Genomic DNA, 21,930 nt, shown 5'->3' with positions numbered 1-21,930 from the left:
TAATGCTCCTCGTTGACCAACCATGAAGCGAGTTTCATCACAGATGATGGAAGTTGATTCGTTCTTCCATGGGAGTTGAATAAAAAAAGCGATGCCCTATTTAAGAATGGCACTCGTTAGTTGAAGGAAAATTATCGGTATTTTTCGTTTTGATGGAAAAACTGAATAATACCTTTATGGTCTGAATAACAAGCACCGTTTTTATCGTGTCCTACTCCAGGAGCAATTTCTAAAGCAATTTGTAATTTGTGTTTAATTCTTAACTCCACGAACGGCAATGCATTGATTTCAACAGGAACATTTTCATCTCCCGTACCGTGCCAAATTTTACACGGAATAGGAGCTAATGCAAGTTTTTCAAGAGCAAACGTTTTATCAATATATGCATCTACGGTACTATAATCAATTTCGTGCGATAAAGCAATTGCATGCCCCGTTGGGTCATCCATGTCTAAATTATTCCTCTTAATATAATCATTTTCGTATTCTCTTTGTTCTTTTACGTTTAAAAGTGGCTGTGAAAATGCAACTGATCGAACAAAATCAACGTTTCTCATTAGCCTTAAAGCGAGTAGACCTCCCATGCTAATCGCAAACAAATGAACGGAATAATTAATTCCTGTTTCTTTAACCATATACTCATGTAAATTTTTGATGTCTTGTAGGGATTTATCATTTCCAAAGTTCGCCCCATGAGCATTGGAGTAACCAATTGTATACCCCTCTTCTAATAAAGAGTTAAATAATGCCTTTTTATTTAAATCTTCATGCCAATCACTACTATTATTTGACACAAAGGCAATAGAACCACCTAAAAAAATAACGCCATAACCATTCGACTTTTTAGGTTGCCCAATGTAAGCCCATTGTCCGTCAATATTTACAAATTGCTCCCTAATAGACAAAATAATCACCCTTTTCTATTGTTTTACATTCCCTATACCTACTTCAATTATATCCGTAAAATTGTTGGTCAATGTCTCCCCATCCAAAATGGGCATATTGATAATAACTATCTGTTGTTTTAAACAATTTTTCTCCTTTTTTAGGCCATGTATATGACATGAATCATCTCTCCCCTTTATCTATTTATTATCTTTATCATACCATCACCTACTTTTTAGAAACGCCCTTGTTTGTATTTTTGGTCAAAGAAGATAAAAATATCCATTTCCAACACTCTTCTTTTATATTAAATAATTGTTTTTGATAAATAATATACATATATAGATGGTGTTGCAAAACTAGAGTAAACACTCGAAGTTATGCATAAGGATACAGCATAACACATGCAGTAAATATCGATGAAATCCATACCATCGCGGCTGTTCCACCCCGTCACTTTTTAACTCATTAAATACCCGTTCTATCTCGCGGCGAAGTCCAAACAGCCATTGGCTAAATCTCGTTTTCAAAAAAACAGGAAGAACCCGGCCATAAGCATCTTTCCGTTCCTCGCTATTGCGGCGGTTGATGGGAGAAAGGAATAGGATTCCTGCTTGTTCGGCTGTTTGTCGAACTTTTTCGCTGTCATATGCGGCATCCCCTAATACAAATTCGATATCCCATTGCTCCAAAGAAGCAAGCAATTCTGGTGCCACTGCCGCATCATTTCGATTCGCGGTGGTCAACACATGAGATAAAATGATTCCCTCAAAAGTGGTGCAGAGATGGAGTTTATATCCTTTAAACCAGTGGTATCGGGTGGACACTCCCCACTTTGCCTGTGAATCATAAAGACTGCTTCGAAGGGCCGTGCTGTCGATCAGCACGATTGGGGATACCGTACTTCTAGATCTTTGAGCAGCTGTGCATGAAAGACGGGAAATCCTTGTTCCCTAAACCACTTCGCCGCACGGGAAAAAGTAGACAGATGAGGAACCTTACTAAGCCCGCAGGCCCGCTGAAAACAGCGAAAACGCTGCAGAATGCGCACTAATTTTCGCAAGGAATCAATGGAAAAATAGGTTTTCAAAAAGAAACATTTCAACAACGATTTTTTCGATACTGGCGGCCTTCCTGTCACATACGGTGTTTCCGGCAACGACAGCGAGTCGATATATTGAAATAATGCTTCTAAAATTGGATCGATTTCATAAGACCATGCATGTTCGTTGTTTAAATTGGAAATCATGATAGTGTCCACCCCTTGGTAGTTGGTTTTGATCACTGTATATGATTTCCAAGGTGGTGGATTTTTTATGTGCATTTATGCATCCGTTATGCGTTTTGCAACACGTTCAATACAACAAAAAGAGAGACTTTCCTACTAAATTCGTTCGTCAAATTCCGACAAATAATAGGTATTTATTCCTGATTTGTTTAATAAATATGTAAATAGAGAAGGGAGGTGAAATGTCATGATTATGCATCCTGTAGTTTCATCAAATCTACGGGCTGTTGGATACGATCCGAAATCGCAAACACTAAGAATTGAATTCCATAACGGCACTTATGAGTATTACAACGTGCCAAAACATGTTTACCGAAATCTTATGTCAGCTCCTTCAAAAGGGAGATTTCATGATTATTTCATCAAGGATGTTTACCCATACAAACGATTATAACTTGCTAACTACAGGAACTGGTCTAGGAGACCAGTTCTTTCATAATCATAAAACGCCTGTCATTTAGACAGACGTGCCCGTGTATTTTGTATGTTTTGTTCAACTAAACACCCGTTAGCCATCCATGAAGCAGAGCCTCACCACAGAAAATGTAAGAAAATAACGTTCTTACATGGTAGTGAATTAATTCATTACTCCTACATATCTGATGCTTTTTTCTCTAATTTACATATCCATTTATAATAGCCTAACAAGAATAGTAAGAGTATGGGTTCAAGAATGATTTATATTTTTACATTTCCTGCTTAATTTACTTTTAATCAACACTTGTCCCCTTCATTATTATCCTGAGTGCATATATTATTATTACCACCGAAAGCATCCTAGATAAGTCACCTCCACGAGGCGTTTGCATGTATTGCAGACGCTTTTTTATTTTTAGAAATTGTTTAAGCAAATCGCTGATTTTGTCATAACACGATGATACTTGTCTAATCACCCCTTTTCTTAAGGAATATATATACATAGCAGGAGTGCTTTTCCTCCGAATATTCCAATAGGTGGTGAAAAGATATGTGTTGGGGATGTGGATATGGATATGGTGGCTACGGCGGTTACGGCGGTGGCTTCAATTTTGCGTTGATTGTTGTATTGTTCATTTTATTAATTATTGTCGGAACTTCTATTTGGAGCGCCTAATATTCCTAACGTTCTTATCAAAAACAGACTGCTTACCATAAATGGGAGGTGTTATATATGACCGGTTTTGCCTTAGTTGTTGTCCTATTCATCTTGCTTATCATTGTAGGATGTTCTTGTATGGGTCTTGGCGGTTATTAATTCCCCACAAGGTGACATTTAATATCTCTTAATTTCCTCATTTAATCGGAATAGGTGGTTTCGTTTATTGAAAAGGAAAAGGGCAGGTTGGGTTAATCTGTCTCTGATAATGAAAGGAAGATGAATTAAATGCCATTTTTTGGATTCGACCAAAGAGAATTCTTTTTTCGTGACGACTTTAGAAGAAGACGGTTTTTCCCCTTTAGAAGAAGACCGTTTTTCCCATTTTTTCCGTTTTTCCCTTTTGGATTTGAAGACGACTTTAGAAGAAGACGCAGATTCTAATTAAACAAATGATTTAAACAGCGTTTCCATGGGCCTACGGGCCTTTTTTTTATAGATAAAGATCATCTGCTGTGAAATAAAAAAAAAGCACTTTGCTGGGAAGTTTCGCCCTGATTCATATCCCACGCTATCATCATAACACATTCGAAACAAAATAATCTGTCATCTTTCCGTCATTTTTCCTTCATTTTTCTTTCAGTTTTCTGTCATTGCGTTCTAAATTTTTTCCCTAAAAATATTAGTTTTTTCAATCCTTACCTTTTTAGTACTCTAAATGCTTCTCGAACTTTTCTCGCAAATTCCAGTGGTGGTTCGATTGATTCAAAATGCATATACATTGCTCTCGGTTGTTCAAACAACCAGTGATTGTGGACTGCTGTTACAATAATATCTCTCTTTCTTAATTCTGTTAACAACGGATTAACCTCTTCTTGAAGTAGTACCGTTTCACCTAGATTTAGAGCATTCCCTTGACTGTCTAAATTTTCGAAGGAAAAAAATTGAGGATTTACTAGTGGTGAATTCGTTCTTCTTCCAAGTATGGTAAATGGGATGTCTCTGAATTTCTGCACAAGACATACTCCATTCGTAACACTCCCAGTTCCGCCAAGGATTCTTGCAAATTCTCTACATAAGTCTTTTCTTGACTCCCTCATAAATTATCCCTCTTTCAACAAAAATTTTTTAGTATTCTTGTTTTTATTGTATGATTTTGGATTATTTATGAATGGGACAAGGGGCTACGACAAGAATGGAATTTATAAAACACAATATATCGAGGTTTGTTGTTTTAAAAAAGAAAGACACCTAAACAGGTGATATTATCCCTCTTGTGTAGACAGTGTAGAAAAAGGACACACTGCTATACAGGAGGGATTTTTTTGGATAAATCAGATGCAAAATACACAAGCTATAGTTTTGAATTTAAATTACGTACAGTCATGATGTATTTGAATGAACAATTAGGGTATCGAAAAGTAGCCAAGAGAATGGGGATCAAAGATCCTAAAAGGGTACGCATTTGGGTAAAGAACTATCAACAGTATGGAGAAGAAGGACTAAAAGAATGTAGAGGAAAAACCATTTCCTCTAAACGGGGCCGCCCAAGAAAGAAGCCATTAACAGTAGAAGAAGAAAATCGAAAACTCAAAGCAGAAAATGAATTCTTAAAAAAGCTTATTGCCTTGAAAAGGAGGTGAAAACCAGAGACAAAACCGTTTTCTATTCCATCATTCATGATCTTAGTAGTTCCTATCCTATTTCTTTATTATGTAAGATAGCTTGTGTTTCCAGAAGCGGTTATTATAAGTGGCGGAAACGAAAAAATGTAATAACAGTGAGGGATTTAAGAAATCATGAATTTGATCGTGGAAGCCTATGAAGTATCCAATGGAACCTATGGTTATCCAAGAGTAAAGGCATACATTTTGCGGGAGTACGGGTGGAGAATCAATCACAAATGTATTTATCGCTTAATGAAGCTAATGAATCTTCAGGCGAAAATTCGCAGAAAAAAGCAGGTCTACCGAAAAGGTTCGGAAAGAATGACGGTACCGAACGTATTAAATAGACAATTTACAGCGAGGAAACCAAATGAGAAATGGGTGACAGATATTACTTATCTCCTTTGGGACAACCAGCGTCTATACTTATCCGTTATCTATGATCTCTTTAACAGGGAAGTGATTTCATATCGAATCAGTAAAAGAAATGATGTTCCACTGGTTCTTGATACCTTAGACGAAGCAATAAAAAAAACGAGATGTGAATGGAACCATTTTACACAGTGACCAAGAGTTCCAGTACCATCCCATGAGTACCACGCAGCTCTTCAACAACATGGTATCATTCCAAGTATGTCCAGAAAAGCAGACTGTTTAGACAATGCTTGTATAGAAAACTTTTTTAGCCATCTAAAAACAGAATGTATATATCTTAAGGAATTTCACTCCATGGATGACCTGGAAGCAGCTGTTCATAAATATATGGAGTTTTATAATAATAGGCGCATTCAAAGGAAACTTACATACCTTAGCCCTGTACAATACAGAAAGAAGGTATGTGCATAACACAAGGAATCACGGATGACTAGAATAGCTCCTCCATCAGCTTGTCTGCCAATTAGTTGATGGGCTGTCAGTGTCAAGTGATTTCCTTGACACTGACAAAGCCCAATCAACTATGATGGATGAAGCTGATGAGAGGGTCTTTTTAAACACTGTCTACTTGACAGGGATATGTCCACACCCTGGCAGGGCTTTTTTTATTTTTGTGGAATGAATTAGTGGAGGTGATTCCATGTTCGAGATTGTCGGCAGACTTCGTTGTCCCGTTTGTTCTGAACCAGTCCAGATCGACGACAAAGTCTTCCTCGACATCATCAACACCGTCATTCATCAGAAATGTTACTACAAATCTCCGCAACGTAAACTCCCAATCAAAGACAAAAGTCCATTCCAGAAAATGCTCCTGAAATATTCGTTTTTTCATGAATTGTTTAGAAGAAAAAGAGCCTCTTATACTAACGCGGGTTCTCTTTTGAGGTGCAAAAATCAATTTCACAATACATTTTTAACGTGAATTCACACACGAATTCACGTTTTTTCTTTCCTTGAAATTACTACACTCTTTGATGTTTTTATTAAAATTCAAGTAGGATTTCGCACACCAATTCTCGAATATGGAAATAATTATTGTACAGTGTGATTTTTACTGTGAATTATGAAGGAGGAACAGATATGGAGTTTTTTAAACCCAAGAAAACCCAAAGTAGTGAAAATTCGCAGGAGAAACTATTTGGAAGTTTTGTAGAACAAGTTGTAAATTTAACATTTTAAAGTAAGAGCATTTCTTTGTAATGAGAAATGCTTTTTATTTTTGTCATAATTAAAAGGATATTTTAATTAACGATAATAATATAATAAAAAACAATACTAATTTATTGTGAAACGATAAATAATATACTAAAATCATGTTGTCATTAAATAAGTGAGGTGTATTAAATGAATGTTAAACGAGGCTCAACCACTTTCTTAAAGGTAACTATTTTTCTGGCTGGAATTGCAGTGCTTTATTTGTGTATATTTTTGGTTCCTAAGATTGGAAATTTTGCTGGAGAATTGTACCCAGATATGTCTTATTTGAAATATCTCGTTTTCATCGTGATGTATGGAGCAGCTGTTCCTTTTTACTTTGCTCTCTATCAGGCTTTCAATCTTTTACGGTATATTGACAAAAACACAGCATTCTCAGAATTATCCGTAAAGGCATTAAAGAACATAAAGTGCTGTGCTTTTACAATCAGTGGTTTGTATGTATTAGGTTTTCCGCTCTTTCGTTTTATAACGAAGAATATGGACCCTCCTTTTGGAATATTGCAACTCATAATCATTTTTGCTTCGTTGGTTATCGCCGTTTTTGCTGCTATCCTCCAACGGCTTCTACAAGAAGCGATTAACATAAAATCAGAAAATGATTTGACGGTCTGAGGTGGAGGATATGGCAATTATTATTAATATTGATGTGATGTTAGCAAAACGAAAAATGAGCGTAACAGAGCTTTCGGAGAGGGTTGGAATAACTATGGCGAATCTTTCCATTCTGAAAAATGGGAAAGCAAAAGCGGTTCGTTTTTCAACATTAGAAGCGATATGTAAGGCTTTGGATTGTCAGCCAGGTGATATTTTGGAGTACAAAAGCGACGAAGACACTCAATAAAAACAGACAACAAATTTATTTAACGGAAGTCGTTAGAGAATTTAAGGGATAGCCATTAAGCTATCCCTTCTTTGCGTTATTGATGTTATTTACTCAGAGAATTCCATTGAGAATTGCATTGATATTAGTGACAAAATATATGATGTGATTTGCAATGTTTGCACCTCAAAAGGTAACCCGTTAATAAAATACCATCTTAATTTTTTAGTAATACCAGCAAATTCCATTCTCATCCTCCCGTTTTTACACAATAAGGTAATATTCTAAGGATATTTAGTAAAACCCCTTTCGTTTGGAATTATTTTCAACAAAATTCCTGTTGTTTGTTAGAGTCCTCCGTAATTTTTATTCCAATCTACTCTTCAAAATTATACGAATTAGCATACGATTCATATTACGGAAAGCATATAAAAAAGTAGTTCGTTTTGGAGTGTTATTTTACATTTTGTACTCCAAAACTGAACTACTTATGTGATATTATCAATGCTCTTTTTTCTATTTAAATATCTAGTTCAAGCCAGTTTCTAAATCGTTTTGCAGCCTCTCCATCTGCAATTATCCCACTTTTAGGACTTGTTGTGAAAGGTAGCCATTGCCAATCCTCGCACCCTACAAAAGCTAATCTTGACCAATTATCTATGAATTCAACAAAATTATTTGCAATTTTGTATCCGTGCCCTTCTCCATCATCGTGACTAAGATAGACTATCGGGGCATCATCAGTATTATTCATATCTAAAGCTAAGTAATCACCATTGCCTACTTCACAAAAAGCTAATTTGTTATGCCAAACCACATCATATTCATCTTCAGGGTTAGGAAAAACATTTTCAATCCAACCCATACGGTCTTCTTCAAATTGAGGTAGAAGTTCTAAACTCCAGTGTGGTGTTCCAGAGAAAATTCCTCTAAATTCATTCGGCTTCTCCATATTGTCAGGCAAAAACCAACGTAAACTGAAACTCCCAGAAAACTCCCTAAGAACTTTCTTGAAACTTTCGGGTAGCTTGACCCCAAGTTGTTCCTCTGTTTTGATTATTTGTTCAAGCGAAGCTGGTTCATCAATAATGACTTCTTGAACTTCTCCACCAATCTCTTTAATCCTAGAAGTAATAGCCTTAATTCTATTTCTAATTAATTCGTAATCCAAATCATCACCCCATAATTTTTTCAATTATAATATATCATTTATATTGAATTTTTTGGTAACAATTCCTAATCGTTGTTCTTGGGTAAGTCTCGGACCTTATTTAGTAGCAATTTTAACCTATAAAATCGTAGTCAAAACATCAAAGACAATAGTTATTGTCCTTTGTCATTTCGTATGCTAATTTTGTGCGTTTTTCATTCAATTTGTAGTAAAAACCTTAATTTGTTAATAAATAAAAAAGACAGACCAAAGCTTTGTTATTTGGTCTGTCAATAAGTGATTTATTTTTTACTTTTCTCTCCCAAAGGAGAACCCGTTATCCTTATCCCTTTCCCCTCTTTTTGCTCACTCCAAATAAAAAGGAATCGAGAAATGTACTAAAGGCACTTTTCCCGATTCCCTTGAATTCTCTTCTTCCCTCTTTTTATTTCCTCAACAATCACCAGACTTTTTTGTGTATCATCAAAATTTTTAAGAGAAACAATATGAGAAATTACTTAAACAAGTTATTTATTGGACTGAATTTCGCATGTCCTTGCTGCACTTCGCTGCTGAAAAGATTTACATACACTTTTGTTACTTCCAATGACGTATGTCCTAGTATTGCTTGCAATTGAAATGCATTCGCCCCATTTAACACACATAATTTGGCAAATGTATGACGGAATGTGTGTGGGGAACAACGAACATTCTTTATCCCCGCTTTTTTCCCATATTCTCTAATTCTATCTTGTACTTGCTTTTTACTCAATGGAGTGTTGTCCCGAGTAATAAATAAGTAATCTGTATCCACATTTCCTCTTACAACTAAATATTTTTTTAATTGGCTAATCATTTTATCTTGAATAGGAACAAAGCGTTCAAAGCCACCTTTTGTGTTTCGAATGCGTATGACTTTTTGTTCCCAAATGATATCTGTTGTTTTTATACCCACCAGTTCATTTACTCGAACTCCCGTTTCCAACAGCAACATCATAATCGTATAATCCCTTAAACCTACAAATGTACGAAGGTCGCATGCTTTAAATAAAGCCTTTATCTGCTGATTATCAAATGTTTCTACAATCCTTTTTCTATCCTTCAGCAATTTGATGTCTTTCATCGGATTGCTTTTTATGAGATTTCGTCCTTCCAAAAAGTTAAAAAACGCCCGCCTGGCTCGCAAACGGAAGTTGATACTGACTGTCTTAAGACCTTTTTCTTTCATGTACATAATGACATTTCGCTTAATGGTTTCTCCTGTCCATTCACTTACACGTAATTCGATTTCTTGCTCTTTCAGCAGTTTTACAAATGCATTTAACTCACTGCGGTAATATTTAATCGTATGTTCTCTTAAATTCCTCAATTCGCAATCCTCTATTCTCTAACAATTCATCGAATGTGTATTCAATTTCTCCGATGTCGTCAGATATTAACAACAACTCCTCACGACTCAACTCTCCTCTTCTTCCACTCTTGCTCTTTCTCTGCAATTTTCTCTCATTTTCTATTCTTTTCATTTTCCATTTCACCTCACCGAACACGATTGTACGCACACGATTTTCTTTTCTCGAATCGTATTCGGTAAATAAAAAACAAGGGATTCCACTTACGTGAAACCCCTTGTCCCTAAAGCCTTTCTCCTATTTTCGATGCCGATGGTGGGAGTCGAACCCACACGGGGGGCTACCCCACACGATTTTGAGTCGTGCGCGTCTGCCAATTCCGCCACATCGGCATAAGCACATGTATAATTTTAAATTGTAAATAGTATAAAGTCAAGCATTTATTTATCTTATATTTTATTTTTATTCAGAGAGTCAAGCTCAGGACGGACATAAATATCTACGCGAAATTTCATAATCTATGTGTCCCCAATTTCGCCATTCCAGCACTACCATGGAGGCGGCACCCGGATTCGAACCGGGGATAAAGGTTTTGCAGACCTCTGCCTTACCACTTGGCTATGCCGCCATACGAAAGCGGAAGACGGGACTCGAACCCGCGACCCCCACCTTGGCAAGGTGGTGTTCTACCACTGAACTACTTCCGCATCGTGGCTGGGGTAGTTGGATTCGAACCAACGCATCACGGAGTCAAAGTCCGTTGCCTTACCACTTGGCTATACCCCAAAAAAATAAGACGCAGAAGGAAAGGCGACTAGTGGGAATCGAACCCACGCATGCCAGAGCCACAATCTGGTGCGTTAACCACTTCGCCATAGTCGCCATACAACGTCTTTTCATTTTATGGCAGGGGCAGTAGGAATCGAACCCACACCGGAGGTTTTGGAGACCTCTGTTCTACCATTAAACTATGCCCCTAAATATAAAATGGAGGGGGACGGATTCGAACCGCCGAACCCAAAGGGAGCGGATTTACAGTCCGCCGCGTTTGGCCACTTCGCTACCCCTCCATATTCATGGTGCCGACTGCAGGACTTGAACCCGCAACCTACTGATTACGATTCAGTTGCTCTACCAATTGAGCTAAGTCGGCACATGAAGCACGTTTCTAAAAGAATAAGTGTGATGGTGGCTCGGGACGGAATCGAACCGCCGACACAAGGATTTTCAGTCCTTTGCTCTACCGACTGAGCTACCGAGCCATTTTCTACTACTCATATCACTATGGCGGTCCCGACGGGACTCGAACCCGCGATCTCCTGCGTGACAGGCAGGCATGTTAACCACTACACTACGGGACCATTATTGGTTGCGGGGGCAGGATTTGAACCTGCGACCTTCGGGTTATGAGCCCGACGAGCTACCGGACTGCTCCACCCCGCGACGATAAAAAGTAGTGCTTACTGCTCCCCGAATTTGTCAAAACTGTCAATGCATCGAAGAAACTTATTAACTTTTTGTTTACTCATTGTCCCTTTTATTTCTCATCGCAACGAATCTACGGAAGATTTAAACCGTTACTCCATCCGCGGCGACGCAAAAACATGATGATTAATTGCAAAATGAAACGAAGATTTCATGGTGGAGGATGACGGGATCGAACCGCCGACCCCTTGCTTGTAAGGCAAGTGCTCTCCCAGCTGAGCTAATCCTCCACAAAAAGAAAGTGACCCGTACGGGATTCGAACCCGTGTTACCGCCGTGAAAGGGCGGTGTCTTAACCACTTGACCAACGGGCCATAGTGACTAATTAATGGCGGAGAGCAAGGGATTCGAACCCTTGAGGCGCTATTCACGCCTACACGATTTCCAATCGTGCTCCTTCGACCACTCGGACAGCTCTCCAAGATGGCTCCGCAGGCAGGATTCGAACCTGCGACCAATCGGTTAACAGCCGATTGCTCTACCACTGAGCTACTGCGGAATAACTGATGAAGGAACTGATTGTCTCTTCTTTTATAAACCTTCTTATTGATTGGACAAGTATTATTATAATGACTAATATTATCATGTCAAGAGTTTTTTTATTTCATTCCCTCAAAACTAGATAACCGTCCATTTGGAAGAAACCGTTTCGCTGGGCGGCTTCCTTTGCTTTTCCGTTCCGCTTGGTTAAGCCCTCGATCGATTAGTATCCGTCAGCTCCACGTGTCGCCACGCTTCCACCTCGGACCTATCGACCTCGTCATCTTCGAGGGATCTTACTCGCTTTTCGCGATGGGAAATCTCATCTTGAGGGGGGCTTCACGCTTAGATGCTTTCAGCGCTTATCCCTTCCGCACATAGCTACCCAGCGGTGCCCCTGGCGGGACAACTGGTACACCAGCGGTGCGTCCATCCCGGTCCTCTCGTACTAAGGACAGCTCCTCTCAAATTTCCTGCGCCCGCGACGGATAGGGACCGAACTGTCTCACGACGTTCTGAACCCAGCTCGCGTACCGCTTTAATGGGCGAACAGCCCAACCCTTGGGACCGACTACAGCCCCAGGATGCGATGAGCCGACATCGAGGTGCCAAACCTCCCCGTCGATGTGGACTCTTGGGGGAGATCAGCCTGTTATCCCCGGGGTAGCTTTTATCCGTTGAGCGATGGCCCTTCCATACGGAACCACCGGATCACTAAGCCCGACTTTCGTCCCTGCTCGACCTGTCCGTCTCGCAGTCAAGCTCCCTTCTGCCTTTGCACTCTCCGAATGATTTCCAACCATTCTGAGGGAACCTTTGGGCGCCTCCGTTACCTTTTGGGAGGCGACCGCCCCAGTCAAACTGCCCACCTGACACTGTCTCCCACCCCGGTAAGGGGTGCGGGTTAGAATTTCAATACCGCCAGGGTGGTATCCCACCGCCGCCTCCACCGAAGCTGGCGCTCCGGCTTCCCAGGCTCCCACCTATCCTGTACAAGCGATACCAAAATTCCATATCAGGCTGCAGTAAAGCTCCACGGGGTCTTTCCGTCCTGTCGCGGGTAACCTGCATCTTCACAGGTAGTATGATTTCACCGGGTCTCTCGTTGAGACAGTGCCCAAGTCGTTACACCTTTCGTGCGGGTCGGAACTTACCCGACAAGGAATTTCGCTACCTTAGGACCGTTATAGTTACGGCCGCCGTTTACTGGGGCTTCGGTTCGCACCTTCAGCCTTGCGGCTTAAGCGCTCCCCTTAACCTTCCAGCACCGGGCAGGTGTCAGCCCCTATACTTCGCCTTTCGGCTTCGCAGAGACCTGTGTTTTTGATAAACAGTCGCTTGGGCCTTTTCACTGCGGCTCCCTCGGGCTTGAGACCCAAGAGAGCACCCCTTCTCCCGAAGTTACGGGGTCATTTTGCCGAGTTCCTTAACGAGAGTTCTCCCGCGCACCTTAGGATTCTCTCCTCGCCTACCTGTGTCGGTTTGCGGTACGGGCACCTCCCACCTCGCTAGAGGCTTTTCTTGGCAGTGTAGGATCGGGGACTTCGGGACCAAAGGTCCCTTCGCCATCACGGCTCCGCCTTGTTGCCAGACGGATTTGCCTATCTGGCGGCCTAACCGCTTGGACAGGCTATTCCAGCAGCCTGCTCGCCCTACCTTCCTGCGTCCCCCCATCGCTCAAACGGTGAGGAGGTGGTACAGGAATCTCGACCTGTTGCCCATCACCTACGCCTTTCGGCCTCGGCTTAGGTCCCGACTAACCCTGAGCGGACGAACCTTCCTCAGGAACCCTTAGGCTTTCGGTGCAGAGGATTCTCACCTCTGTTTTCGCTACTCACACCGGCATTCTCACTTCTAAGCGCTCCACGAGTCCTTCCGGTCTCGCTTCGGCGCACTTAGAACGCTCCCCTACCGATGACCATCGGTCATCCCACAGCTTCGGTGGTACGTTTAGCCCCGGTACATTTTCGGCGCAGAGTCACTCGACCAGTGAGCTATTACGCACTCTTTAAATGATGGCTGCTTCTAAGCCAACATCCTGGTTGTCTGGGCAACTCCACATCCTTTTCCACTTAACGTACACTTAGGGACCTTAGCTGGTGGTCTGGGCTGTTTCCCTCTCGACTACGGATCTTATCACTCGTAGTCTGACTCCCAAGGATAAGTCGTTGGCATTCGGAGTTTGACTGAGTTCGGTAACCCGATGAGGGCCCCTAGCTCAATCAGTGCTCTACCTCCAAGACTCTTCCCTTGAGGCTAGCCCTAAAGCTATTTCGGGGAGAACCAGCTATCTCCAGGTTCGATTGGCATTTCACCCCTACCCACACCTCATCCCCGCACTTTTCAACGTGCGTGGGTTCGGGCCTCCAGTAGGTGTTACCCTACCTTCACCCTGGGCATGGGTAGATCACCTGGTTTCGGGTCTACGACGACGTACTACGCGCCCTATTCAGACTCGCTTTCGCTGCGGCTCCGTCTTTTCGACTTAACCTCGCACGTCATCGTAACTCGCCGGTTCATTCTACAAAAGGCACGCCATCACCCATCAACGGGCTCTGACTACTTGTAGGCACACGGTTTCAGGTTCTCTTTCACTCCCCTTCCGGGGTGCTTTTCACCTTTCCCTCACGGTACTGGTTCACTATCGGTCACTAGGGAGTATTTAGCCTTGGGAGATGGTCCTCCCTGCTTCCGACGGGATTCCCCGTGTCCCGTCGTACTCAGGAGCCACTCGGGAGGGAACGAAGTTTCGACTACAGGGCTGTCACCTTCTCTGGCGGGCCTTTCCAGACCGCTTCGTCTACCCCGTTCCTTTGTCACTCCCATCTGAGTGGTCCTACAACCCCAAGAGGCAAGCCTCTTGGTTTGGGCTGTTCCCGTTTCGCTCGCCGCTACTCAGGGAATCGCGGTTGCTTTCTTCTCCTCCGGGTACTGAGATGTTTCAGTTCCCCGGGTGTGCCCTCCATACCCTATGGATTCAGGTATGGATACTGCCCCATTACGGGCAGTGGGTTCCCCCATTCGGACATCTCCGGATCAACGCTTGCTTACAGCTCCCCGAAGCGTTTCGGCGTTTGCCCCGTCCTTCATCGGCTCCTAGTGCCAAGGCATCCACCGTGCGCCCTTTCTAACTTAACCATGCGAAACTCGGCTTTATCTTCGCCGCCTTCGCTTCCCGGCTTCTTCCTTTCGGTTATCTAGTTTTCAAGGAACCAATTGATTTCTCCTGCATCCGTTCATAGACGCAGGCGCAAAGCATTTGAAGGAACAACCAATGTTCCTTCAAAACTGAACAAAACTCCGCGTCCACTTTATTTTCAAGATGATGTCCTTAGAAAGGAGGTGATCCAGCCGCACCTTCCGGTACGGCTACCTTGTTACGACTTCACCCCAATCACTTGCCCCACCTTCGGCGGCTGGCTCCCTTGCGGGTTACCTCACCGACTTCGGGTGTTGCAAGCTCTCGTGGTGTGACGGGCGGTGTGTACAAGGCCCGGGAACGTATTCACCGCGGCATGCTGATCCGCGATTACTAGCGATTCCGGCTTCATGCAGGCGAGTTGCAGCCTGCAATCCGAACTGAGAGCGGCTTTTTGGGATTCGCTCCCCCTCGCGGGTTCGCAGCCCTTTGTACCGCCCATTGTAGCACGTGTGTAGCCCAGGTCATAAGGGGCATGATGATTTGACGTCATCCCCACCTTCCTCCGGTTTGTCACCGGCAGTCCCCCTAGAGTGCCCAACTGAATGCTGGCAACTAGGGGCGAGGGTTGCGCTCGTTGCGGGACTTAACCCAACATCTCACGACACGAGCTGACGACAACCATGCACCACCTGTCACCCTGTCCTCCCGAAGGGAGGAACGCCCTGTCTCCAGGGTTGTCAGGGGATGTCAAGACCTGGTAAGGTTCTTCGCGTTGCTTCGAATTAAACCACATGCTCCACCGCTTGTGCGGGCCCCCGTCAATTCCTTTGAGTTTCAGCCTTGCGGCCGTACTCCCCAGGCGGAGTGCTTAACGCGTTAGCTACAGCACTAAAGGGGTAACCCCTCTAACACTTAGCACTCATCGTTTACGGCGTGGACTACCAGGGTATCTAATCCTGTTTGCTCCCCACGCTTTCGCGCCTCAGCGTCAGTTACAGACCAGAGAGCCGCCTTCGCCACTGGTGTTCCTCCACATCTCTACGCATTTCACCGCTACACGTGGAATTCCGCTCTCCTCTTCTGCACTCAAGTCCCCCAGTTTCCAATGACCCTCCACGGTTAAGCCGTGGGCTTTCACATCAGACTTAAGGGACCGCCTGCGCGCGCTTTACGCCCAATAATTCCGGACAACGCTCGCCCCCTACGTATTACCGCGGCTGCTGGCACGTAGTTAGCCGGGGCTTTCTCGTTAGGTACCGTCACCGTGCCGCCCTGTTCGAACGGCACTTCTTCTTCCCTAACAACAGAGCTTTACGATCCGAAGACCTTCTTCGCTCACGCGGCGTCGCTCCGTCAGACTTTCGTCCATTGCGGAAGATTCCCTACTGCTGCCTCCCGTAGGAGTCTGGGCCGTGTCTCAGTCCCAGTGTGGCCGGTCACCCTCTCAGGCCGGCTACGCATCGTCGCCTTGGTGAGCCGTTACCTCACCAACTAGCTAATGCGCCGCGGGCCCATCCGCAAGTGGCAGCCGAAGCCGCCTTTCAACCAAAGACCATGCGGTCTTCGGTGTTATCCGGTATTAGCTCCGGTTTCCCGGAGTTATCCCGGTCTTACGGGCAGGTTACCCACGTGTTACTCACCCGTCCGCCGCTAACCAAGCGGAAGCAAGCTTCCGCCCGGCCCGCTCGACTTGCATGTATTAGGCACGCCGCCAGCGTTCGTCCTGAGCCAGGATCAAACTCTCCATAGAAAATGGATTGGCTTATCTTCAGCTTCGGCTCCGACACCAAAAGGTGCCAGTCGCCTTCGCTTTTCTTATTGTCTAGCTCCGGCTCCTAGCCCCTCGGGACGCTTCGGTCTCGCTGTGGCGGCAACCGCCTCCTCGCGAGCCCTCCAGCGCCTGTCGGGGCTAATCAGTCGCCTTCGCCTTTCTATGTGGACGCTTCGTTTTGTTCAGTTTTCAAGGAACATTCAACACGCTAATCAAAACAGCTCTTTGATGATATCATAACATTTTTTAATTGTCAACTAAGCTTTTTTGTTATTAAGATTTTCATTAGCGACGCTATTTAATATAACACCTAACTCTAAAAAATGCAACTATTTTTTTGTTTTTTTTATTCAAATTATGATGCTATTTTTTGTCATTAAGAAAAATCAATGCACCACCCAAGACTGGAACTCCCTTGAGTTATTTACGCCACTATAAAAACTCACAGAATAACGAATACACATATCACATACACATAAATTAAACATCATTTTTTATCGATGTCATTTCATAAAAGCAAAACATCATGCCTTGATCTACAAATAAACTCCATCTCTCCCTTCAATCATTAAACTACAAATAACTTTTTTGAGGAGGAAAAGATGATTCAAATTCAACAAACGATTGTGAATAACGACTTCCTTGCGCATTCTTCTCTTTCGAAAAAACAAGAAAAAATATTTGAAGCATTATTAAAATCATCAAAAACCTACGTATATAAAAACAAACATCAGCTTTTATTTGAAATTATCTTGCGCGACCGCATTATCGATGCAGCAATCTTACTTGCCAAAAGCAAAGCAAGGTTTACCATTTTTCGTTTTTCGAAATGCAACGAGCAATTTTGGACAAAAAATGAATTAGGAGGTTTTCAATTAAAAAAAGGCATACTTCCTTCGGACGCGGTAAATGATATTTTCATAAACAGCCAATTGTATGCCTTTGAGTGTGCTACCGCCATTGTTATCGTGTTTTACAAAGCGGTATTAGATGTCATTGATAAACAAAAATTTAACGCATTGTTTTCCAACCTCTTATTATACGACTGGCATGTCGATGAAGACTTAGGGATCAAAACAAAAAAGGGAGAAGATTATCTCCCAGGCGACTGTCTTTATTTTAAAAATCCTGAATTCGATCCACAAACGCCGCAATGGCAGGGCGAAAATACGATCTATTTAGGAAACGGCCTTCATTACGGACATGGAATTGGGATTAAAACGCAAGAAGAAATCATTGACGCTTTAAATAGAAAAAGAAAGAGATACGCTACAAAGTCAGCCTACTTGCTTCCGCAAACAACAAGAGTCAATTTTGTTTATTTATCTCAGTTTGCCAGCAGCTTAGAAAATTATCGTCTTCCCATTAATAAGCAACATTTTATTACTGGGGCGCTCGGGTCAGCTACTTTCTTGTATTGGTAGCGACCCTTTTCGATTTTCTCCCCACAAATATGTTCCGATTCCTGTTAAAATGAAAATACCTCCCACCAATTGGGATGGTTGAATGACCTCTCCAAGCAACAAGTAAGCTAATACCGCTGCACCAACTGGTTCAAATAAAATGCTCATCGAAACAGTCGCAGCACTCACCCATTTTACTGACCAGTTCATAAGCGAATGCCCAAGCAACGTCGGCACAATTGCGAGCAGAATAAAACAAATCCAATCTATTTTTCTATACGAAAACAACGGAAAGCGGAGGACAAGCACATAAAGAAGAAGCATGAAAGTACTGATTCCATATACAATATATGTATATGTCATTAGTGACAGACGTTTTCGCAACTCTTGACCAAACAGCCAATACCCTGTTACCATTACGCATGCGAAAAGTGCTAGTGCATCACCAAATAACGCTTTGCCGCTAACCTGGAAGTCTCCCCAACTAATAATGACACTTCCACCAATGGCTAGCAACGCACTAAAAAACGCTCCTACTGTCAATTTTTCTTTAAAAAAAACATATCCGCCAATAAACGAAAATAACGGCTGTAACGTTACAAGCACAACTGAGCTAGTGATAGAAGTAAAATTTAATGATTCAAACCAAAAAATAAAGTGAAACGCTAATAAAGCGCCAGAGAGGATGGAAAATATCCAATCTCGCTGCGAGATCGTTTGCAACTCCCGAATATATTTAACTTTAACAAAAAATGGCGTCATGAATAATACGGTAAAAAACAATCGATAAAACGCAATGATTGAAGCAGGGGCATGCGCCGATTTGACGAGAATGGCGGAAGTAGAGACAGAAAGCGCTCCAATAAACAGCGCTAAATACGGCTTCAATAAATTCGTTGATTTCATTGTCCATCCCCTTATAAACGTTTTATTATGTGATTATACCACTTATTATAAAGAGGTGATTACATATGAATTTCGATCCTTTTATTAAGCTAGGCATATCGGCTATATTAGGCTTAATTATCGGGCTGGAAAGAGAATTAAAACGTAAACCCGTTGGTTTAAAGACATGTCTAGTCATTTCCATTTCCAGCTGCTTGTTAACGATTGTATCGATCGAATCCGCTTATGTATTTCCCTTAAAAGATCATATTACAATGGATCCACTCCGCCTTGCCGCTCAAATCGTATCAGGAGTCGGTTTCTTAGGCGCAGGAGTCATTTTACGGCGCGGGAACGATAGTATTTCTGGGCTGACAACAGCTGCGATCATTTGGGGGGCAGCTGGCATTGGTATTGCAGTAGGCGCCGGATTTTATTGGGAATCCGCATTTGGCGTTGCTTTATTAATCGTAAGCGTTGAACTAATTCCTGTTTTAATGAGTATTTTTGGGCCAAAACAGTTGCGAGAGAAAGAAATTCTTTTACAAATCACCGTTGCGGATACAAAAAATATTGCCGAGGTGATCGACAAAATTAAGTCGCAAAATATTGATATTAAGACGATGCGTATTAAAGATTTAGAAAACCACCATCATTTAATCAAACTAAAAGCAGCTGTTGACCAAAAACGCGCCGCTGCCGACGTCTACTATGCTATTCGCACTATCGATTCGATCATTAATATTGATATTGAAAGCGCCTGATGTCTCTCCCCATAAGCATAAATCAAATAAAAATGTATTGCATTTCAAAAAAGTCGTATATATAATAAAAAGCGGGTATGAATAACACGCTAAAATGGGGCATTAGCTCAGTTGGGAGAGCGTCGTGCTGGCAGCGCGAAGGTCACCGGTTCGAACCCGGTATGCTCCATTGAAAAAACCCTTGTGTACAAGGGTTTTTTCTTATTTTGCTTTAATTGAATTGTCGGTTTTAGTCCCGTTGTTGACGGATTGTTGACGAATTTTTCTTTAATCACCTAAAGTGTGGCGTAATTCAATAGGAATAACAATGCTACCTAACTCATCAAGTTTACAAACATCCCCTGTTGATTTCGTTGGCATAGCCCCCATTTTTCAGATAGATTCAAAAAGCAATAGATACCATTTTCCCACCGGAATCCTTAAATATCCGTTAGGATCGTCATGAACAGTCGTAAACGAAGAGCCTACTCGTTGTGAGTAGGCTTATATCTATTCTATGGTTTGGCTACATATGAAGCGAGAGCTTTTTGAATATCATAAATACTTTTATCTTTTCTAAATTGTTTTGAAATAGTTGGTTCTATTGCACTTGAAATCCAAATTTTTAGTTCTGCATCAAGATCAAAATGTCCTGCTGTTTCTATGCTAAAACGGGAGATACTTTTATAAGGAATAGAAAGATATTCGACCTTTTTACCAGTCATTCCTTGTTTATCGATTAATATAAGCCGTGTGTTTGTAAAAACAATAAGGTCTCTAACTAATTTGAAAGCTAACTCAACCTTTTCATTTTCTGTAATGATGGCTTCCAATTCCTTCTCCACTTCATTAATATCTGCTTTGGTGGCATTACCCATTAATCCGTCTAATAGTCCCATTTTCTCCCCCCCTATTCACGACGTCTATACCAATTATTCAATAGGGTGATAAATTATTCCTTTAAATTAGATAAAAAAATTCCTGCTAAACTGCAGAAATACACGATAGCGATTGATACTTTTTTAGCTCACCCATTTTCTGGCCAAACGCGCATATAGAATGTTGCTCATTGAAAGATCCGCCACTGTTTTCTTAATTTACAAAAATTTCTAATATATTTATCTCCTACAAACTCCAGAATAATAACATAACTCTTTGACTCAATTCGCTTCGATCGCTTAGATAGATTATTTCTAACGGTTCATGATTCCCCAAAGCGTTCAGAAGCAATCCCCTCACAGCCGCTCCCTCCTCTTCTAGTTACATTATAAAAGAACTTATGTTCGTTTTTTCAATAAAAACAAGAACAAATGTTCATATTTTTTAAAAACAAAAAAACTGCCAAAAGTTAACTATACTATGATATTATGTTTCAGTATAAGGACATATATCCCCTTTTTTCATTTCGTACATAATAAAATCAAAAGTTAGAAGACGAACAAGCAATTACGGGAACAGTTAAAAATAGCTTACGCAGAGGTTTATAAAAAGTCTTAGTTTATGTCGAGAACGATGCTCTCCATCACTGCTTGTTCAACTAAAGGGTCATATTCTTGAATAAAAGAGGAATTATAGAAAGTGAATCGAAGCTTTAACATATTTGGAATGAATTAAAAATAGGAGGTAGTCTAAGGAATGATAAAGGGATTGTATGAAGCACATTTGCCAGTAAGTAATCTTTCAAATTCGATAGATTTCTATAAGAATTTAGGGTTAGAGGTTGCTTACCAAAGTGAAAAATTAGCTTTTCTCTGGATTGAAAAAGGAAGCAGTTGGTTAGGACTTTGGGAAACTGACAAAGTAAAAACACCTTATCATCCCTCATTAAGACATATTGCGTTTAAAGTTGATTTGGAAGACATTAAACAAGCGAAAGAATGGTTAGAGCAGAAAGGAATTTCGGTGCGAACATCTTTTGGCTTTCCTCCTGAAAAACAACCTCTTGTATTACCTAATAATCCACAAGCACATGCAGCAATTTATTTTGATGACCCAGATGGAAACTCAATTGAGCTAATTACACCTTTACGATTGGATGTCGAAGAAGATTTTGAAATGATGACGTTAGAAGAATGGTTCAATAAAAAGAAATAATGTTCTCTGGTTTATTTCGAACAGGTGCTTAAACTGAAGG

Annotated in this window: 16 protein-coding genes, 16 tRNA genes, 2 rRNA genes and 2 pseudogenes; 12 read left to right on the top strand and 24 right to left on the bottom strand. The window is 41.7% G+C overall.

Annotated elements, in window-relative coordinates; genetic code table 11:
• Positions 1-131 precede the first annotated feature (131 nt).
• Entirely contained in the window at positions 132-905 is a 774-nt protein-coding gene (locus MWM02_RS03160) for an alpha/beta hydrolase family protein (protein ID WP_244402918.1), read from the bottom strand.
• Between the two features lie 339 nt (positions 906-1,244).
• A pseudogene (locus tag MWM02_RS03155) lies at positions 1,245-2,134 on the bottom strand (transposase).
• A gap of 226 nt (positions 2,135-2,360) precedes the next feature.
• Here MWM02_RS03155 and MWM02_RS03150 point away from each other — a divergent pair.
• From MWM02_RS03150 to MWM02_RS03140, 3 genes are all read left to right on the top strand, one after another.
• A complete protein-coding gene (locus tag MWM02_RS03150; protein ID WP_081260249.1) occupies positions 2,361-2,567 on the top strand; it encodes a KTSC domain-containing protein in 207 nt (68 codons plus the stop codon).
• A gap of 573 nt (positions 2,568-3,140) precedes the next feature.
• A complete protein-coding gene (locus tag MWM02_RS03145; RefSeq protein WP_244402917.1) occupies positions 3,141-3,266 on the top strand; it encodes a YjcZ family sporulation protein in 126 nt (41 codons plus the stop codon).
• A gap of 57 nt (positions 3,267-3,323) precedes the next feature.
• Positions 3,324-3,407, top strand: coding sequence for a YjcZ family sporulation protein (locus tag MWM02_RS03140; protein WP_081260253.1), 84 nt, complete (start codon positions 3,324-3,326; stop codon positions 3,405-3,407).
• Positions 3,408-3,946: 539 nt separating this feature from the next.
• Here MWM02_RS03140 and MWM02_RS03135 read toward each other — a convergent pair.
• Positions 3,947-4,348, bottom strand: a complete 402-nt coding sequence (locus MWM02_RS03135) for a DUF1259 domain-containing protein (RefSeq protein ID WP_064551463.1) — start codon at positions 4,346-4,348, stop codon at positions 3,947-3,949.
• A 225-nt stretch (positions 4,349-4,573) separates the two neighbouring features.
• Here MWM02_RS03135 and MWM02_RS03130 point away from each other — a divergent pair, with 225 nt between their 5' ends.
• The 5 genes from MWM02_RS03130 to MWM02_RS03115 all read left to right on the top strand — a co-directional run bounded on the left by MWM02_RS03130 (position 4,574) and on the right by MWM02_RS03115 (position 7,409).
• A complete protein-coding gene (locus tag MWM02_RS03130) occupies positions 4,574-4,891 on the top strand; it encodes a helix-turn-helix domain-containing protein (RefSeq protein WP_244402916.1) in 318 nt (105 codons plus the stop codon).
• Between the two features lie 156 nt (positions 4,892-5,047).
• A complete protein-coding gene (locus MWM02_RS03125; RefSeq protein WP_244402915.1) occupies positions 5,048-5,482 on the top strand; it encodes an IS3 family transposase in 435 nt (144 codons plus the stop codon).
• Positions 5,483-5,536: 54 nt separating this feature from the next.
• Complete coding sequence (locus MWM02_RS19590; RefSeq protein ID WP_481861766.1) at positions 5,537-5,761, top strand: transposase; 225 nt, start codon at positions 5,537-5,539, stop codon at positions 5,759-5,761.
• A gap of 933 nt (positions 5,762-6,694) precedes the next feature.
• Positions 6,695-7,180 (top strand): DUF2975 domain-containing protein, encoded by a 486-nt coding sequence (locus tag MWM02_RS03120; RefSeq protein ID WP_004434880.1) that lies wholly within the window; start codon positions 6,695-6,697, stop codon positions 7,178-7,180.
• 10 nt (positions 7,181-7,190) lie between these two features.
• On the top strand, positions 7,191-7,409 hold the full coding sequence (locus tag MWM02_RS03115; protein WP_064551977.1) for a helix-turn-helix domain-containing protein: 219 nt from the start codon (positions 7,191-7,193) through the stop codon (positions 7,407-7,409).
• A 499-nt stretch (positions 7,410-7,908) separates the two neighbouring features.
• On the opposite strand, the gene MWM02_RS03110 is transcribed toward MWM02_RS03115, so the two are convergent.
• The 19 genes and pseudogenes from MWM02_RS03110 to MWM02_RS03015 all read right to left on the bottom strand — a co-directional run bounded on the left by MWM02_RS03110 (position 7,909) and on the right by MWM02_RS03015 (position 16,744).
• Positions 7,909-8,559 carry an SMI1/KNR4 family protein gene (locus MWM02_RS03110; protein WP_064551976.1) on the bottom strand — a complete coding sequence of 217 codons (651 nt, stop codon included), beginning with the start codon at positions 8,557-8,559 and terminating at the stop codon, positions 7,909-7,911.
• A 493-nt stretch (positions 8,560-9,052) separates the two neighbouring features.
• Positions 9,053-10,061 (bottom strand): annotated as a pseudogene (locus MWM02_RS03105) (tyrosine-type recombinase/integrase).
• Between the two features lie 133 nt (positions 10,062-10,194).
• Positions 10,195-10,279, bottom strand: a tRNA-Leu gene (locus MWM02_RS03095).
• Between the two features lie 162 nt (positions 10,280-10,441).
• Positions 10,442-10,515, bottom strand: a tRNA-Cys gene (locus MWM02_RS03090).
• Positions 10,516-10,522: 7 nt separating this feature from the next.
• Positions 10,523-10,594 (bottom strand) — tRNA-Gly (locus MWM02_RS03085).
• Positions 10,595-10,598: 4 nt separating this feature from the next.
• A tRNA-Gln gene (locus MWM02_RS03080) sits at positions 10,599-10,673 on the bottom strand.
• A gap of 23 nt (positions 10,674-10,696) precedes the next feature.
• Positions 10,697-10,769, bottom strand: a tRNA-His gene (locus MWM02_RS03075).
• 22 nt (positions 10,770-10,791) lie between these two features.
• Positions 10,792-10,865 (bottom strand) — tRNA-Trp (locus tag MWM02_RS03070).
• 10 nt (positions 10,866-10,875) lie between these two features.
• Positions 10,876-10,957 (bottom strand) — tRNA-Tyr (locus MWM02_RS03065).
• A gap of 7 nt (positions 10,958-10,964) precedes the next feature.
• Positions 10,965-11,040 (bottom strand) — tRNA-Thr (locus MWM02_RS03060).
• Positions 11,041-11,073: 33 nt separating this feature from the next.
• Positions 11,074-11,149: transfer RNA gene (locus MWM02_RS03055), tRNA-Phe, on the bottom strand.
• A gap of 23 nt (positions 11,150-11,172) precedes the next feature.
• Positions 11,173-11,248, bottom strand: a tRNA-Asp gene (locus MWM02_RS03050).
• Between the two features lie 5 nt (positions 11,249-11,253).
• Positions 11,254-11,330 (bottom strand) — tRNA-Met (locus MWM02_RS03045).
• A 196-nt stretch (positions 11,331-11,526) separates the two neighbouring features.
• Positions 11,527-11,602: transfer RNA gene (locus MWM02_RS03040), tRNA-Val, on the bottom strand.
• A gap of 12 nt (positions 11,603-11,614) precedes the next feature.
• Positions 11,615-11,686: transfer RNA gene (locus MWM02_RS03035), tRNA-Glu, on the bottom strand.
• Positions 11,687-11,701: 15 nt separating this feature from the next.
• Positions 11,702-11,792, bottom strand: a tRNA-Ser gene (locus tag MWM02_RS03030).
• Positions 11,793-11,796: 4 nt separating this feature from the next.
• A tRNA-Asn gene (locus tag MWM02_RS03025) sits at positions 11,797-11,871 on the bottom strand.
• Between the two features lie 184 nt (positions 11,872-12,055).
• Positions 12,056-14,990 (bottom strand): 23S ribosomal RNA (locus MWM02_RS03020).
• Positions 14,991-15,187: 197 nt separating this feature from the next.
• Positions 15,188-16,744: ribosomal RNA gene (locus tag MWM02_RS03015) — 16S ribosomal RNA — on the bottom strand.
• Together the 16S and 23S rRNA genes with 15 tRNA genes alongside form the textbook arrangement of a ribosomal RNA operon.
• Before the next feature lie 623 nt (positions 16,745-17,367).
• Here MWM02_RS03015 and MWM02_RS03010 point away from each other — a divergent pair.
• Complete coding sequence (locus MWM02_RS03010; RefSeq protein ID WP_064551993.1) at positions 17,368-18,189, top strand: protein-glutamine gamma-glutamyltransferase; 822 nt, start codon at positions 17,368-17,370, stop codon at positions 18,187-18,189.
• Here MWM02_RS03010 and MWM02_RS03005 read toward each other — a convergent pair.
• On the bottom strand, positions 18,166-19,074 hold the full coding sequence (locus tag MWM02_RS03005) for a DMT family transporter (RefSeq protein ID WP_064551994.1): 909 nt from the start codon (positions 19,072-19,074) through the stop codon (positions 18,166-18,168). The two genes, MWM02_RS03010 and MWM02_RS03005, sit on opposite strands and share 24 nt — an antisense overlap.
• Before the next feature lie 65 nt (positions 19,075-19,139).
• Here MWM02_RS03005 and MWM02_RS03000 point away from each other — a divergent pair, with 65 nt between their 5' ends.
• Both MWM02_RS03000 and MWM02_RS02995 read left to right on the top strand, forming a co-directional pair.
• Entirely contained in the window at positions 19,140-19,817 is a 678-nt protein-coding gene (locus MWM02_RS03000) for an MgtC/SapB family protein (RefSeq protein ID WP_064551995.1), read from the top strand.
• A gap of 96 nt (positions 19,818-19,913) precedes the next feature.
• A tRNA-Ala gene (locus MWM02_RS02995) sits at positions 19,914-19,986 on the top strand.
• Positions 19,987-20,311: 325 nt separating this feature from the next.
• Here MWM02_RS02995 and MWM02_RS02985 read toward each other — a convergent pair.
• Positions 20,312-20,695 carry a PH domain-containing protein gene (locus MWM02_RS02985; protein WP_244402913.1) on the bottom strand — a complete coding sequence of 128 codons (384 nt, stop codon included), beginning with the start codon at positions 20,693-20,695 and terminating at the stop codon, positions 20,312-20,314.
• Between the two features lie 736 nt (positions 20,696-21,431).
• On the opposite strand from MWM02_RS02985, the gene MWM02_RS02980 reads away from it, so the two are divergent.
• Positions 21,432-21,890, top strand: a complete 459-nt coding sequence (locus tag MWM02_RS02980; protein WP_064551997.1) for a VOC family protein — start codon at positions 21,432-21,434, stop codon at positions 21,888-21,890.
• Positions 21,891-21,930: the final 40 nt, after the last annotated feature.

The organism is Parageobacillus sp. KH3-4 (assembly GCF_022846435.1).
Taxonomy (GTDB): domain Bacteria; phylum Bacillota; class Bacilli; order Bacillales; family Anoxybacillaceae; genus Parageobacillus; species Parageobacillus thermoglucosidasius_A.
The sequence above is the reverse complement of the archived record's forward strand: the minus strand, read 5'-3'. Positions and strand labels throughout refer to the sequence as shown.